We start from the raw sequence: 15,324 nt of genomic DNA, 5'->3' as shown, positions 1-15,324 counted from the left end.
GAGCCGAGGCCATCCATCCATCGTGGTAGACCGACCGGCTCCCCATGATCTCGAAGTACTGGGTTCGCAGACGACCATCAGCGGCTGGATCATTGAATGTGTAGACCATGCTCACACCATCGATCGGGTCCTGTTCGACTCCGTTGACTTTCTGCGGTGGAGTGATACCGAGAATCTCATAGATCGTCGGTACCACATCGTTGCAGTGGTGGAATTGCGGACGCGGCGTTGCGTCAGCGGCAATCTTGGCGGGCCAGCGCACCGCCATTGGATTGCGAGTGCCACCGAAGTGCGAGGCCAGCAGTTTGGTCCCCTGGTAGGGAGCACTGCCCGCCCATGCCCAGCCACCGTGATACATGTTGTCGGTCAGCGGGCTGCCGAGCGCGTCCAGACCACCGAGGCCTTCCAACGCCTCCAGGTGCTGGTCGACGGTGCTGGGGATGCCGTTCTGGGCGAGCAGTTCGCTGATGGTGCCGTCTTGCCCTTCGGCTGAGGAACCGTTGTCGCCCCAGACGTAGACGATCAGGGTGTTGTCGGCTTTGCCAAGCCGCTCGATCTCATCGATCAACCGACCGACTTGCACATCAGTGTGGTCGGCGAAACCGGCGAGCACTTCCATCAACCGGCGCTGGAATGGCCGTTGGGTTTCGGGAATGCTGTCCCACGACGGCATCGTTGGATGCCGCGGCGTGAGCTGTGCGTCGGCCGGGATCCAGCCTTTGTCCTTGGCGTTCACAAAGGCCCGCTCGCGGTAGGCGTCCCAGCCGTCGTCGAACTTGCCCGCGTACTTGTCAGACCATTCCTTTGCGACTTGGTGCGGACCGTGGATTGCGCCGGTTGCCCAATACATATAGAAGGGTTTGTCAGGCTGAATCGCGTCCTGAGTCTGCAGCCAGCCGATTGCGTCATCAGCGAGATCTTCGGTGAGGTGATAGCCCTCCTCAGGCGTCCGGGGAGGCAGGACGCTGGTCGTGTTGCGCACCAGGTTCGGCTCGTACTGAGAGGCTTCGCCGCCAAGGAAACCGTAGAAGTACTCGAACCCCAGCCCCGTCGGCCAGTTCTCGAACGGCCCGGCGATTGTCGTCTCGTCCGCGGGCGTGTTGTGCCACTTGCCGAACGCGGCCGTGGCGTAGCCGTAATCTTTGAGCACCTCGGCCTGCAGGGCACTGCTCCGGGGAATCAGACCCGAATAGCCATCCCAGTCGTTGGTCAACTCAGCGATCTGGCCTGCTCCGACGCGGTGATGATTGCGGCCGGTCAGCAGTGACGCGCGCGTCGGCGAACACATCGCAGTGGTGTGGAAACGGTTGTACCCGACTCCTTCCTGAGTGAGCCGCTCCAGCGTCGGAGTGTGAATCTCTCCACCAAACACCTCGGGGAGCGCGGGCCCGGCGTCATCGATCAGCACGATCAGAATGTTCGGAGCGTCACCGGGCAAGCGCTGCACTCCCGGTTGCGGGCTGTAGATCGATTCCTGCATCGTGCGGCCGGCCACGCTGCCTGAGCCCGTTGGGGGAAAGGGAGGACCGTTCCGTCGACGTGTGGGCGATCAGTCGGGTCGGTCATTGTGGGTACCTTTGCGGTTGGCGACCGCTTCAGGGCGGCACAGGCAAACCATAGATGCGGATACTGCGATCTCACAATCGCAGGCAGCCTGTTGTGGCCGACGGAGCATGCACTCAGCACCGTCGCTCCGGACCAGTGCCAAGCAGCGAAGAGACGGCAGAACGGGAAGAGATTGGTTGGGCATCTCAGCAGGCACATCGGGGGTCTCGCTACTACGATGTGGTCTTCGCTCCGGTTTTCGGGCGCTGCCACCGACCTGACGGATGGGGCGCTGATCGTCGCCGAGCGCACCTCCGCATGACCCAGCATTCCTCGCACAGCGCCAACATCGACACGAGCTCGACCACCACGGTGGTCGTCCCCGGCGAACACGTCATGACGGCGCTCGTCGGGCCGCGCGACCAATTCCTGCGACGCGTCGAGCAGCAGTTCCCGGCCGTTCATATCCGAGTTCGCGGCAACGAGGTGCGTGTCGCCGGCGATGACACAGCGCAGGTCACCTCAGTGGCCCGGCTGTTCGAAGAGCTCGTCACGCTGATCCAGAACGGTCAGCAACTCGACGACAACACACTTGACCGGGTCTTCACCATGATCGAGGCCAACGAACGCCCGAGTGAGGTCCTCACCCACCAGGTACTGCGCGGCGCCAAGGGCCGCCAAGTCAAACCGAAGACCGCAGGACAGAAGCGCTACGTCGATGCGATCTCGAACAACGTCATCACGTTCGGCATCGGCCCGGCTGGTACAGGAAAATCATGGCTTGCTGTAGCGATGGCGGTACGAGCGTTGCAGGCAAAGCAGGTCGAGCGGATCATTCTCACACGCCCCGCAGTCGAAGCCGGCGAACGGCTCGGCTTCCTGCCCGGCGACCTCATGGCCAAGATCGACCCCTACCTCCGGCCCCTTTACGACGCGCTCTACGACATGATCGACGTCGAAGGTGTGCAGCGTCTTCTGGAGAAGCAGGTTGTCGAAGTCGCCCCGCTCGCGTTCATGCGCGGTCGGACACTGAACAACAGTTTCATCATTCTCGACGAGGCACAGAACACCTCTCCAGAACAGATGAAGATGTTCTTGACCCGCATCGGGTTTGGATCTCGCGTGGTGGTCACTGGCGACACGACGCAGGTTGACGTACCGAACGGCAAGAGTGGTCTGGCCTCCCTCGAGCACACGCTGACGGGCATCGACAGCCTGGCGTTCGTCAAGCTCGGCGGTGCGGATGTGGTTCGGCACAAGATCGTGGCGGACATTGTCGCCGCGTACGAACGTCGCGACGTCGAACGCGAGCAACAGCGCTCTGACGCGTCCGATGCCTGAGCCTGTCGTCGTGGTCGAAGACGTTCGATCCGCAGACGATTCTCCACAATCGGTCGTCGATGTCGACCGCTGGGAACGTCTCGCCGCGGCATCGCTGCGGACTGAGCAGGCCACAGGTGAGTTGACGTTGACCTTCATTGATCGAGACGAGATTGCGGCGTTGAATGCCGAACACATGGGCAAGACTGGACCGACCGATGTGCTGTCGTTCCCGCTCGATGACGAACCGATGCCCGATTCCGACATTCCTGTACTCCTCGGTGACATCGTCATTTCGCCGGCGGTCGCAGCTGGCCAATGCGCCGAGCATGCGGGCACGTTTGACGATGAGATCGCATTGCTCGTTGTGCACGGGGTCTTGCACATCATTGGTCACGATCACGCGGATCCCGAGGAACGCATGGTGATGCAGGAGCGCGAACTGGCACTCCTCTCCCAACATCACTGGGAAGGGCCGGCTCCGGTGGGCTTCCGGCAGGATCACCGTGATGATCTGGGCGGCACAGCGGAGTAGCTTCGCCATTCATGGAGATCTCCCTGGATGGAAAAGTTGCATTGGTCACCGGAGCATCGCGCGGCATCGGCAAGGCGATCGCCGCGTCAATGGCTGAAGCCGGCGCCAAAGTGATGCTGAACAGCCGTAAACAGGACGCCCTCGAGGCGGCCGCAGCTGAAATGACCGGCGAGGTCGACGTGTTCGCCGCCAACGCTGGCGACGATGATGCCGGTGAGCGGGCGGTGCAGGCCACCATCGAACGCTTTGGAGGCCTGGACATTCTCGTGAACAACGCGGCGACCAACCCGTACTACGGGCCCACTATGGGGGTCGACAAGTCCCGGTACGACAAGACCTTCCAAGTCAACCTCGATGCCCCCATCTTCTGGACGCAAGCCGCATACGAACACGCCATGAAGGACAAGCCGGGCGTCATCATCAATATTGCATCGGTCGGTGGTCTGCGGGCCGAAAGCGGGCTCGGCGTCTACAACCTCACCAAGGCGGCGATCATCCACCTGACCCGTCAATTGGCCGGCGAAATTGGGCCGAACCGTGTGGTCGGTATCGCTCCGGGTCTTGTGCAGACGGACTTTGCTGCCTACCTCGTCGACAATTTCGGAGAGAGTCTGGCCGCTCGGCTGCCGCTTGAACGGCTCGGAGATCCGCAGGACATTGCCAACCTGGCCGTCTTCCTCGCGAGCGATCAGGCCAGCTGGATCACCGGCGAGACCTACGTGATCGACGGGGGAGCGGGCGTCGCCGGATCGGGCGGCTGACCTCGCTGCAGCTTGCCGAGCGAGGTGCGCGGCAGCACCTCGACCAGATCGATGTGTTTGGGCGCCATGTAGGCGGGGTGCGTCGCCTTGACATGGTCGCGGAGTTTGTCGAGCGTCGGCGCGGTCCCGCTCACCGGAACGACAACGGCTGCGACAATTTCTCCCCATTGAGCGTCCGCCATGCCGCGAACGAGCACATCGGCCACATCAGGGTGCGTCGACAACGCCGCCTCGACTGCCTCAGGCCAGACGTTTTCTCCGCCGCTGATGATCAGGTCGGATCGTCGCCCAGCAACCTGGAGGCGACCGTTCTGCCAGGACCCAAGGTCACCCGTGGGGAGCCATCCGGACTCGTCGAGCGGGGAGGTGCCGTCGCGGTAGGAGCGAAGCAGCATCGGTCCACGGAGCCGGATCTCGCCGTCATCGGTGATGTCGACCTCCACATCAGCGAGCGGGAGACCGTCGTACACCACGCCCGAGCCGGTTTCGGTCAGCCCGTACGTGGTGATGGCATTTGGTGGGCGGTTCGCGGGTGGGCGTGAGCCGCCGAGCACGATGGCCCGATAGCCGGTCGGGTCAATCCGAGCCAGCGCGGTACCGACGAGCGAGATCAACGTCGCGGGCGACGCGTTCACCGCCGCCGTGTCGAACGCCGGAAGCACAGTGAGCGCAGTGTTGCTGTGCAATGCGCGCGTGACCACTGACAGTCCGCCGACGTGGGAGAGCGGTAGACACGCCAGCCAATGGTCGTCCATGCCGACACCGATGCGTGCCGTTGTGGCGGCCGCCGACGCGGCAACAGCATCGTGTGTGAGAACGACGCCTTTGGGTGTTCCGGTGGATCCACTGGTGGCGACCACCAGCGCATCGCCCTGCTCAACTGCAGCACCGACCCGCATCGCTCGACACACCTCGGCCTTGGCAGCCGCCGGCAGCCGCTGGTCGACCGGGAACGCAGCATTGCCGTCACGCCAGATGCGCTGCAGCTCCTCGACGAAACCAGGGCCCCCCGGCAGGTCGATCGCAACCAGGATCGCTGTCACGCAGTGATCGGATCGATGGGCGTGATGGTGCCGACCAGCGACTCGATCTCGGCGGCCACGGTGAGGCACCGCAGATCGGTCCACCGATCACCCATCACCTGCACGCCGACAGGAAGTCCGTCGACAATGCCGCCGGGAGTAATGACCGCCGGCGTGCCGAGAAGATTCGCGGGGACCACCGGGCGGATGGTGTCGGTGATCATCTCGAGATTGTCGAGGTCGAGATCGGCGCCATGAGCGAATGCCGGCTGAGCCCAGGTCGGGCCGATCAGAACCGGGTACTCAGCGAAGAACGCTGACCAGGTACGCATCGCCGCGAAACGCTCGGCGTGCAACGTCAGCATGAGCGGGAAATCGGTGTTCGGCAGGTGGGTGTCAAAGCTGGCCAGGACTTGCAGCGCCTCCTCACCCATCACCATCGACAGCAAATCCTTCTGGGCCCGGATATCGGCGATGAGGAGACGTCCCCAGAGATCAATGACCTCTTCGTAGGCCGGCGGCACGACTTCGACCACGTTGTGGCCGGCATCAGAGAGCCGGTCGCCAACGGACCTGATCGTCGCAGCGATTCCCACATCGGTGGCGCCGCCGGGCGGATCTGCCAGCACTGCAACCGTGAGCCGTTCGTCTGGAGCACTGTCGGTGAGGTTGGCAGGCAGCGAACGCGGATCGCGGATGTCAGGCCCAGCGAGCACGTTCAGCCCGGTGCGGACATCGGCCACGGTCCGAGCCATCGGCCCCTCCACCACCATCATTTGCGATGCCACCAGCATGTCCTCGGGCGGGACCACGGTCGCCATCGGGATGACCCCAACCGTGGGTTTGAGCGATGCGATACCGCAGCAATGTGCCGGGTTGCGGAGCGAACCACCGATGTCATTGCCCAGGCCGATCGGGCTCATTCCCGACGCAATGGCCGATGCCTCGCCGCCACTCGACCCGCCAGCGGTGACATTTGGGTTCCAGGGGTTCCGGGTCAGCCCGTGGAGCTGGGAGTCGGTGTGCACGCGCAGACCGAAGTCGGGCAGGTTCGTGCGCACGAACGGGATCGCTCCGGCGGCACGCATCCGGGCCGTCGTCGGTGCATCGATGGGTGCGATCGCCTCCGCGAAGGCAACGACACCCTGCGTTGTCGGGGTCCCAGCGACGTCGATGTTCTCTTTGATCGAGCACGGAACTCCATGGAGTGGGCCCAACTCGTCGCCAGCCGCCACTGCGGCGTCCGCAGCGTCGGCGGCAGCGAATGCTTCGTCGTCGAGTCGGCGGACCACCGCATTGAGATGTCCGTTGACGGCATCAACGCGCGCGAAATGGGCGTGGAGCACCTCGCGGCTCGAGGCCCCACCAGTCCGAATTGTCTCGGCCAGTTCACCTGCCGACAACTGCCACAGCTCACTCATCGCGACAGTCTCGCAAAGTTCTTAGGATGGCGAGGACATGAACACCTGGATCATTGGGGCACGGCCTCGCACGCTGCCCGCCGCCGTCGTCCCCGTGGCACTCGGCGCCGCCGCAGCCGTTGGAATCGGCACGATGACCTGGTGGCGCGTCGCAGCCTGTCTCATCGTCAGCCTCGCGCTGCAAGTCGGCGTGAACTACGCCAACGATTACTCCGACGGTGTGCGCGGTACCGACGACGTTCGGGTCGGCCCGACGCGGTTGGTTGCGAGCGGTCTCGCAACGCCAGCCGCAGTCAAACGCGCCGCATTCGTGTCGTTCGGCGTGGCAGCCGTCGCGGGGTTGGCCATTGCGCTCGACACGTCGCTCTTGCTCCTCGTTGTCGGCGCCGCCGCGATCGCCGCGGGCTGGTTCTACACGGGAGGGCCCAAGCCCTACGGGTACCTCGGGCTTGGCGAGGTCTTCGTCTTTGTCTTCTTCGGCCTGGTCGCCACCGTCGGTTCGACCTACGCCGCAGTCGGAAAGATCACTGCGCTGTCGGTCGTGGTCGGGTGCGTCGCAGGTTCGCTCGCATGTGCCTTACTCGTCATCAACAACCTGCGTGACATCCCGACCGATCGCGACGTCGGCAAGCGCACCCTCGCTGTGCGGCTCGGCGACTCCCGGACCCGATCGTTCTACGTGTTGTTGATCGTTGCGGCTTTCGTCCTGATCGGGGCGAGCGCCGCATGGCGGCCCCTCACGCTGCTGGGCCTGCTCGCTGCACCGCTCGCAGTGCCACCCATTCGCACGGTGCTCGGTGGCGCCTCCGGCGGTGCGCTGATCCCCGTACTCGGCGGCACGGGCAAACTGCAGCTTGCCGTTGGCCTCGCGACGACGATTGGTCTCGCGCTCGGCGGCTGATCAAGGCCGCTCGGCGAGCCAGTCGAGCAACGCCTGAACGGTGGCAGCCGGCTGCTCGAGGTGAGCGCTGTGGCCGGCGCCGTCAATCACTGCGACCGTGGCGTCGGGGAGCAACTCCGCCATGCTCTCTGCCACGGTTCGAAATTTGCGGTCTGTGGCGCCGACGATCAGTAGGACGGGGCACGCAATGTCAGCGAGCCGGTTCCACAATGGCTCCTGGGTGCCGGTGCCGGCGAGCCGAAGACTCGATGACAAGCCTGCTGCAGTGTTGCGAAGGCGATCTGCTCGCTGTGCCGTTTCATCGGTCAGTCCGGCAAAGAGCGGGTTCGTCAACCACTCGTCAATGAAGGCAGCAACGCCGACTCCATCGATGTGGTCGGCCAACGCATCGTCGGCAGCCCGGCGAGCACGTCGCTCGGCAGCATCGGCGATGCCGGGTGTCGCGCCGATCAACACCAGGCGCTCCACGGCGTCACGGTGTCTGAGCGCTGCGTGGAGAGCGACCCGTCCGCCCATCGAGTATCCGACAAGCGTGCCGGTGCTGCCGGCTGCAACGAGGCGTTCGGCCGAGCCCCACAGGTCGGCTCGAACCGCCGCCGAATCGCCATGCCCAGGAAGATCAACTGCAGTGATGCCCGCAGGGTCGAGCCCGTGACCGGTCAGGATCTCGACGACGTCAGCCCAGGATCGACTGGTCTGCGTGAATCCGTGCGCCAGCGTGATGTTCACGCGGTGCCGGCCGCCCCCAGCGCGTTGGCGGCCATTTTCCGCAGCACCTTTTCGAAGGTGTCGGCATCTTGTGCGCCGGGGACGGCCCATTCGCGATTGAAGACGTAGGTCGGAACTGCGGTGATCCCGTTGTGGTGCGCGTCCTCCAGTTCGGCCTGCACCTCGGCCACCCCGCGATCGGAGGACAGGAACTCCTCGATGTCGTCATGGTCGAATCCCAACTCAGCGGCACACGATGCCAGGACTTCCGGGGTGCCCACGTGTTCGCCGTCGGTGAAGTACGCCTGCATCAGCCGCTCCTTCATGGCCGCCTGAGCGACCGGCGAGCCGGGCTGGCCCGCAAGCCAGATCATCCGGTGGGCGAGCAGCGTGTTGGCGCGAAGCGCTTGATCCATGTGGAAGGTGATGCCGTCCTCGGCAGCGGCGTTCGTGACATGACTGAGGATCTCATCAGCGCGTTCAGGGCCGCCAAACTTCTTGGCATAGGCCTCGCGGACAGGCGTGGCGACCCCAGGTGCCGCAGTCGGGTCAAGTTGATAGGCGTGATACGTGATGTTGAAATCGACGCCGAGGTCGTCGTCGATCTGAGCGAAACCCGTTTCGAATCGGCGCTTGCCGATGTAACACCACGGGCACACAACATCAGAGAAGATGTCGACAGAGATCGATGGTCGGGTGAGAGTTCGGGTGCTCGTTTCCACGAAGGCCACGTTACGCCCCTAACGTCACTGGACAATGGTCGGCAAGAGCTCCGGTGATCCGCAACCCTGTGACGTGCAGGCGACGTTCTGCGCCACTCTTGTCGACGAATGGATCCGCTCTGGAGTGAGTCATGCGGTCATCTCGCCGGGCTCGCGGTCGACCCCGATGGCCATCGCCCTGGCGGAGCGAGATGACATCGATCTCCACATCGTGCACGACGAACGCGTGGCAGGGTTCCTGGCGTTGGGCCTAGGGCTCAGCGGTACCGCCGCGCTGTTGCTCTGCACGAGCGGAACTGCGGCAGCCAACTTCTTTCCTGCCGTCGTTGAAGCCGGGCTGTCTGACATCCCGATGGTGGTGCTGACTGCGGACCGTCCCCCAGAACTGCGCGGCGTCGGCGCCCCGCAGACCATCGACCAGACTGATCTCTACGGGGCCCACGTCCGATGGTTCCACGAGGCCGAAGTGGCCAACGTCGACACCCGGGATGACTGGCGTCCGCTTGCGCAGCAGGCCGTGACGCAGAGCGCACAGGGCCCAGTTCAGATGAACCTGGCCTTTCGTGAACCACTGTTGGGCACCTCGCAGGAGTTGCCGCAGGCGATCGAACCGTTGACCCACGTGCTCGAACAAGAAACCTGGCCCGTTCCTGAAGCACTGGCCCAAGCGCGGGGCGTGATTCTGGTCGGGGGGCGCAGTGGAGTCTCCGCCGACGACGTCCGTACTCTCAGGGCAGCGACGGGCTGGCCACTGGTCGCGGATCCGATCTCGGGCTTCCGCCATCTTGATGGTGTTGTCACCGCCGCGGAGTCAATGCTCAGGCACACACCGTTCGCCCAGGGGCATCTGCCCGACGCAGTCATCCGAATCGGTCGTCCGTCGACGTCCAAAACGTTGGCGCAATGGACGGACCGGGCGGTTGCACACGGAGCAACTCTGGTCCAGGTCGGCGGCCCAGGAGTGATCGACCCGGGCCGAAACGTCGCGGCACGTTGTTCGATTGCCGACGTCATCGACCGCTGCGATGGGGTCCGCCCCGACCCGGCGTGGACGCTGAGTTGGGAGTCAGCGGACCGTGCTGCTGACCAAGCGATCTTGGCGACGCTGGTCAAGCTCAACAGAACAGGCGAGCTGACCGAACCTGGAGTTGCTCGTCTGGTCGCCGATCATCTTCCCGACACCGTCGAGCTCGTCGTCAGTTCGTCGATGCCGGTGCGCGACCACGAATGGTTTGGCGGAGCCAACGCCCGAGCCCATGCCAATCGGGGCGCCAACGGCATCGACGGGGTCACCTCGACCGCATTGGGCTTGGCCTTGGGTCAGGGGAGCGCGGCTGTGCTCATCGGCGACCTCGCGTTCGTCCATGACAGCAACGCGCTCGCCGGTCTTGCCGGCCGCACGACCGACCTCCGCATCGTCGTCGTCGACAACGACGGCGGTGGGATCTTCTCGTTCCTCCCGCAGGCAGCAGCACTGCCAACGGAGCGTTTTGAGCAGCTCTTCGGCACTCCGCACGGTACAGATGTCCTTGCGCTCGCAGCAGCGCACGGACTCGCAGCGATCGATGTCAGCACGGCGGATCAGCTCGTCGATCAGCTCGCCCAGCCAGGGCCGTGGGTCGCACGGATTGCGTCGACGCGCAGCCGTAACGTGGAGGTCCACGCGGTGCTGCATGAAGCGGTCGCCGTGGCACTCGGCTGATCTTTGTCGTTTCTTTGCTACAGCGACATCGGACCTTGGTCCGCGGTCGTCACGGTGGAGCCATGTCACTGCACCAGACCCCCGACAGCCAGCCGTCAGGTATGGCGTCAATCGACGTCAATGTCGATGAGCCCACAGCCATATCGCCACCGTCGCGCCGGGCATTTCTCAGTCTGATCGGCGCAGGTCTCGGCGCGGCCGTGGCTGCGCCTTCGATTGCGACAGCACAACGTGCCGATGATGGTGGCCGACGCGAACGGCGGCGTCCTGATCGTGAAGGTCCTGACACCCGAGGCGACCGCAATCGTGACGGCGGTGGTACCGGCGGGGTGTCGGTCGACGGACCCGATCGATTCGGCCGGATATTCGACTTGCCGCCGTTCGCCGACCCAAGTAGCGAGCTGCGTGCAGCACTGATCGAAATGGGACGGCCGGGCGGAATGATGGACGCCAACGATCCGCTTGACGTCGGGCCGATTCGGCTGATCACCGAACCCGAACTGAGCCCGAACAATCGAGATAATCCTGCCAACACCGCTGGCGTGACGTTTCTGGGACAGTTCCTTGATCACGACATCACACGCGACGCAGGGTCGCGACTGGGCCGAGCGACGTCTGCCCGAGGCAGCACCAACTTACGGAGCGCGCGTTTCGATCTCGACAGCGTGTACGGCGGTGGCCCAGAACAATCGCCCGAGTTGTACGAGGGGTTCCGGCTCCGTATCGAGTCGGGCGGACAGTTCGAGGACCTCCCCAGGGACGACGACGGAACAGCAATCCTTGGAGACGACCGAAACGACGAGAACATGATGCTGGCAGGGCTCCAGTGCGCCTTCATCATGTTCCACAACGCGGTCCTCGCAAGTATCTCGGCCTCGACGGCAACTGCAGTCGACTTCGCTGATGCGCAACGCATTGTCCGACGGCACTATCAGTGGATCATCGTCCACGAAGTCCTCCCGCAGTTCGTGGGCCAGGAGATGGTGGACAGCATCGTCAACAGCGGCCGGCAAGTGTTCACGCCGAACGTGGCGCGGATCCCGCTCGAATTCCAAACAGCGGCATACCGCTTCGGTCACTCGATGGTCAGGCCGTCCTACCGCGCCAACCTTGCCGGATATGAGGGCGAACCGTTCTTCGCCTTCGTGTTCGATCCAAAGACATTCGGCGACGATGACCCTGACGACCTCACCGGACGGTCGCGAGCGGCTCGCCGATTCATCGGGTGGCAGACCTTCTTCGATTTCGGTGACGGCGAGGTCAAGCCCAATAAGCGCATCGACGCGGTGATGTCCACGCCGCTGTTCCAACTGCCGATGTTCAGTATCCCGACCGCCCGTGGCGAGGACATTGGACCGACATCACTCGCCACCCGCAACCTCCTGCGCCACATCACCTGGCAGATTCCCTCTGGGCAGCGCATCGCCGCTGAGATGGGGGTCGACCTGCTCAGCGCAGCCGATCTCAGCCAAGTGGGCCAATTGGGTGCGAATCTCGACCAGTCGACGCCGCTCTTCTACTACTTGCTGCGCGAGGCCGACGTGGTTGCAGACGGCCTCCACCTCGGGCCGTGCGGGGGTCGCATCGTCGGCGAGGTCTTCATGGCGTTGATCGAGCAGGACCCGGACAGCTACCTCAACGCCACGGCGGCAAACGGAGGGGTCTGGAGCCCTTCACTTCCGCAGCGCAATGGTCAGGTCGGCGACGATTTCACCATGGCCGACCTGCTGACGATTGCCGGCGTCGACCCTGACTCACGAGGCCAGTGATCACGGGCGGACAATCGCGCTGAGCATGGCCTGAAACTTCGCTTGGGTCTCAGCGAGTTCGGCGAGCGGTTCGCTGTCGGCAACAATGCCGCCGCCCGCGACGAGGCGTGCGCTCATGCGATCGGCGCTGAACTCGGCACACCGGATGGCGACCGCCCAGGTGCCGTTGCCTGCCGCGTCAACCCACCCGACAGCGCCTCCGTAGCGTCCTCGTTCGAACCCTTCGACGTTGCTGATGAGGTCGAGGGCCGCAGCACGCGGATGTCCTCCCAGTGCTGGGGTGGGCGAGAGCGCCTGAACAAGCTCGATCACCGACGGTCCGGGCTGGCTGAGCATGCCTTCCATGCGAGTTCCGAGGTGCTGCACGTTCGCGACGCTGACGATCGATGGCTCGGGTTCCCAGTCGAGATAACTCGCCCAGGGGAGCAACGTGTCGTGGACGACGTCGATCACGATGCGGTGCTCGATTTGGTTCTTAGCACTCGCCTGGAGTTCCGCGGCGAGGGCTCGATCGTTGTCGACGTCACCGGTTCGCCGCGTCGTGCCAGCCAGCGGATGGGAGCGGACGGTCGCTCCGGCGACTTCGACCAGCAGCTCAGGTGACGCGCCGACGAATCCGTCGATCGAGTAGCGGTAGCTCGACCCAAATGATGCTTTGAGGCGCTGGAGTACGGCGTGGATGTCCATCGGGACGTCGGCCGTGACGGTGATGGGCCGGGCAATGACTGCTTTGGTCAGGGCGCCCGCCCGGACCGCGTCTCGAGCGGCGGTGACCGCATCGAGGTACACTTCGGTGCTGTGGGGAGCTGTGGACCTGGAGTTGCCGATCGTGTAGTTCGCTGCAACGGGGACGGGTTCCGATACCGGAGCCAGCGCAGCAGTCGGGTCGACGTCGTCGACCCAGGTGACCCAGGAAATGCCATCGTCGCGCTTGCCGACCGTGACCTGCGGGATGATCAGTTCACCCCGGAAGCCTGGTGCAAAGGGGACCGATCCGAGGGCCAGTGGTGTCACGCCCTCGACGGTGCTGTCATGCTCGATTGCTGCAAGAGCGGCAACGGCGTCGCTGGTCTCGACGCGTCGGGCGACCCCCCGGCCCGCGACGCCCACGCCATCGCGCACGAAGAGGTACCCATGGCCACACGCGACGTCGTTCAGATCAGGTGCATCGCCGACAACATCGGCGAGGGGACGGGTGACAGCGCGCATCTTTGGAGCTTCGTCGATTTCTGACGTTCAGCTCCGCGTTCCCACCATCAGCTGCGTCAAACCACCCGACAGCTGCTCGTGGGTCGCATCGTCGAATCCGGCAGCGGCGAGCGCCTCAAGCATCACGGCGGGCTCAGGGAGATAGGCAACACTCTTCGGAAGGTAGGCGTAGGCGGGCCCGTCCGAGAGCGCTGCGCCGATCTTGGGCACGATCTTTCCGAAGTAGATGCCGTTGCCCCAGCGAACGAGGCCATTCTTGGGAACGCTCACGTCAAGGAGTGCAATACGTCCGCCTGGCTTCACGACTCGCCCGAGTTCGGTGAAGAACGTCGGGAGATCGAGCAGGTTGCGCAGCGCGAACCCGCACATCACACCGTCAACAGATGCACTGGGGACCGGGAGGCGAAGAATGTCGGTTTGGACGCGAGGGCTCCCCGATCGGTCGGCCGACAGCATGCCGAAGCTCAGATCCATCGAGATTGGGCGCATTCCGGCCTTTGTCAGATCAATGCACAGATCACCGGTGCCGCTCGCTAAATCGAGCACTGTGCTTCCGCTGGGAAGCGCCAGGTCACGAACGGCCCGCTTCCGCCAACGGACATCGAGCCGAAAGGAGATGATCCGGTTGAGACGGTCGTATTTTGGTGCGATCGCATCGAACATGTCGCGGACGGCCGCGACCTTCTCTTCGCCCTCGGGCAGCTGGTCGGTGTCCCAGGATCGTGCGGTACTCACACCACCGAGGCTAGGGCCGGGCTCAACGCGTTGCAGTGCCCGGCTCGTCGTCACGGTCGGTGGTGATCTCGCCGGTCGCCTGCTGGTCGAGTTGTTCGACCTCGGCGCGGGCCTGGGCAAGCGCTTGCAGCTTGATGTCGGCGTCGGACACAGCTTGTTCGAGTAACGCTTTGGACTGGCTGATCGTCGTGCTCGTGATGAGAGCAGAGACGGCATCTTCGAGTTCGACGACGTGCGGCTCCAGCGCGTTGACAGCGTCGGCGCGGTGACTCATGGGAAGCCCCGCTGCAGCAACGAGTCGTTCATCGATGGCGAGGGCCTCGGATTCGATTTGCTTGGTCCGTTCGGACAGGCCCAGCTCAACCAGACGGGGATTGTTACGAGCGGAGCGAACTGCGGCGCCCAGTCGGCGATGCATTTTCGCTTCGGCACTGTGTGCACCGGCCCACGATGCAGGGGCCGCTGACTTCACGCCGGGCACCACTTCGTTGGCATCGTCAAAGTCCCTCTTGGACCGAACGGTCAGCGCGACGCCCAAGGCAACGATTGCTCCGACCGCAGCGAGCAGCAGCAACGAGACCAGCACTAGCCGCCACCGCTTGCAGAGACGGCAATCACAATGACCACGAGAATCAGTGCCGCAAGCATCACCGCGGTGAGAATCTTGACCTTGCTGTATGGGCGAGCGCCGTGCACTTCGCCGGTGACCCCATTGATGTAGACCTGGAATGGCTTCTGCTCGTAGATCACGGTGAGCAGCCAGATCGGCAGCAGCAGATGCTTGTAAGTCATCTTGAGCCAGTTGATGTTCATCGAGTTGATGTCCTGCTGGTCGCCGCCGATGTCTTGGCGCACGGTCTGCGTGATCGCTGCTTCCATCTGCGACGTCGCTTCAGGCAGACATTCTTCGACGTCGTGGTCGTAGGTGCGACGGAGGTGCCCGGCGGCATATTCCGCAGAGTACGGCTTTGCTG

Annotated in this window: 14 protein-coding genes and 1 pseudogene; 6 read left to right on the top strand and 9 right to left on the bottom strand. The window is 64.1% G+C overall.

The window, feature by feature from the left end; all coding sequences use genetic code 11:
* Positions 1-1,495: arylsulfatase (locus ACH2DW_RS13865; RefSeq protein WP_394930337.1), on the bottom strand; the 1,495-nt coding region annotated here is incomplete at its 3' end.
* A gap of 368 nt (positions 1,496-1,863) precedes the next feature.
* On the opposite strand from ACH2DW_RS13865, the gene ACH2DW_RS13860 reads away from it, so the two are divergent.
* Genes ACH2DW_RS13860 through ACH2DW_RS13850 form a run of 3 tightly spaced genes read left to right on the top strand, consistent with a single transcriptional unit; the run spans position 1,864 to position 4,161 of the window.
* Positions 1,864-2,886 (top strand): PhoH family protein, encoded by a 1,023-nt coding sequence (locus ACH2DW_RS13860; protein ID WP_394930336.1) that lies wholly within the window; start codon positions 1,864-1,866, stop codon positions 2,884-2,886.
* 10 nt (positions 2,887-2,896) lie between these two features.
* Positions 2,897-3,400 (top strand): rRNA maturation RNase YbeY, encoded by a 504-nt coding sequence (ybeY, locus tag ACH2DW_RS13855; RefSeq protein WP_394930335.1) that lies wholly within the window; start codon positions 2,897-2,899, stop codon positions 3,398-3,400.
* A gap of 11 nt (positions 3,401-3,411) precedes the next feature.
* Positions 3,412-4,161, top strand: a complete 750-nt coding sequence (locus ACH2DW_RS13850; RefSeq protein WP_394930334.1) for an SDR family oxidoreductase — start codon at positions 3,412-3,414, stop codon at positions 4,159-4,161.
* Here the strand turns inward: ACH2DW_RS13850 and ACH2DW_RS13845 are convergent.
* Together ACH2DW_RS13845 and ACH2DW_RS13840 are read right to left on the bottom strand one after the other, a co-directional pair.
* Positions 4,116-5,204, bottom strand: coding sequence for a class I adenylate-forming enzyme family protein (locus tag ACH2DW_RS13845; RefSeq protein ID WP_394930333.1), 1,089 nt, complete (start codon positions 5,202-5,204; stop codon positions 4,116-4,118). The two genes, ACH2DW_RS13850 and ACH2DW_RS13845, sit on opposite strands and share 46 nt — an antisense overlap.
* Positions 5,201-6,604 (bottom strand): amidase, encoded by a 1,404-nt coding sequence (locus ACH2DW_RS13840; RefSeq protein ID WP_394930332.1) that lies wholly within the window; start codon positions 6,602-6,604, stop codon positions 5,201-5,203. The genes ACH2DW_RS13845 and ACH2DW_RS13840 overlap by 4 nt, the downstream gene beginning before the upstream one ends.
* A gap of 37 nt (positions 6,605-6,641) precedes the next feature.
* Between ACH2DW_RS13840 and ACH2DW_RS13835 the strand changes: the two genes are divergently transcribed.
* The gene (locus ACH2DW_RS13835) at positions 6,642-7,505 is read left to right on the top strand and encodes a 1,4-dihydroxy-2-naphthoate polyprenyltransferase (RefSeq protein ID WP_394930331.1); all 864 of its coding nucleotides are present in this window, start codon (positions 6,642-6,644) and stop codon (positions 7,503-7,505) included.
* Here ACH2DW_RS13835 and ACH2DW_RS13830 read toward each other — a convergent pair whose 3' ends face one another.
* Positions 7,506-8,234 (bottom strand): alpha/beta fold hydrolase, encoded by a 729-nt coding sequence (locus tag ACH2DW_RS13830; RefSeq protein WP_394930330.1) that lies wholly within the window; start codon positions 8,232-8,234, stop codon positions 7,506-7,508.
* On the bottom strand, positions 8,231-8,935 hold the full coding sequence (locus ACH2DW_RS13825; RefSeq protein WP_394930329.1) for a DsbA family oxidoreductase: 705 nt from the start codon (positions 8,933-8,935) through the stop codon (positions 8,231-8,233). Before ACH2DW_RS13825 ends, ACH2DW_RS13830 begins: the two co-directional genes overlap by 4 nt.
* Before the next feature lie 34 nt (positions 8,936-8,969).
* On the opposite strand from ACH2DW_RS13825, the gene menD reads away from it, so the two are divergent.
* Both menD and ACH2DW_RS13815 read left to right on the top strand, forming a co-directional pair.
* Positions 8,970-10,637, top strand: a complete 1,668-nt coding sequence (gene menD, locus ACH2DW_RS13820; protein WP_394930328.1) for a 2-succinyl-5-enolpyruvyl-6-hydroxy-3-cyclohexene-1-carboxylic-acid synthase — start codon at positions 8,970-8,972, stop codon at positions 10,635-10,637.
* Positions 10,638-10,699: 62 nt separating this feature from the next.
* On the top strand, positions 10,700-12,406 hold the full coding sequence (locus tag ACH2DW_RS13815) for a peroxidase family protein (RefSeq protein ID WP_394930327.1): 1,707 nt from the start codon (positions 10,700-10,702) through the stop codon (positions 12,404-12,406).
* Here ACH2DW_RS13815 and ACH2DW_RS13810 read toward each other — a convergent pair whose 3' ends face one another.
* The 4 genes and pseudogenes from ACH2DW_RS13810 to ACH2DW_RS13795 all read right to left on the bottom strand — a co-directional run.
* The gene (locus ACH2DW_RS13810) at positions 12,407-13,615 is read right to left on the bottom strand and encodes an isochorismate synthase MenF (protein WP_394930326.1); all 1,209 of its coding nucleotides are present in this window, start codon (positions 13,613-13,615) and stop codon (positions 12,407-12,409) included.
* A gap of 27 nt (positions 13,616-13,642) precedes the next feature.
* The gene (locus ACH2DW_RS13805) at positions 13,643-14,350 is read right to left on the bottom strand and encodes a ubiquinone/menaquinone biosynthesis methyltransferase (protein WP_394930325.1); all 708 of its coding nucleotides are present in this window, start codon (positions 14,348-14,350) and stop codon (positions 13,643-13,645) included.
* 22 nt (positions 14,351-14,372) lie between these two features.
* Positions 14,373-14,936: a hypothetical protein gene (locus ACH2DW_RS13800; protein WP_394930324.1), complete on the bottom strand. Its 564-nt coding sequence runs from the start codon at positions 14,934-14,936 to the stop codon at positions 14,373-14,375.
* Positions 14,936-15,324: pseudogene (locus tag ACH2DW_RS13795) on the bottom strand (hypothetical protein); the annotation flags it as partial. The gene ACH2DW_RS13800 and the pseudogene ACH2DW_RS13795, both read right to left, overlap by 1 nt.

This window comes from uncultured Ilumatobacter sp. (genome assembly GCF_963980585.1).
Lineage (GTDB): Bacteria > Actinomycetota > Acidimicrobiia > Acidimicrobiales > Ilumatobacteraceae > Ilumatobacter_A.
The sequence above is the reverse complement of the archived record's forward strand: the minus strand, read 5'-3'. Positions and strand labels throughout refer to the sequence as shown.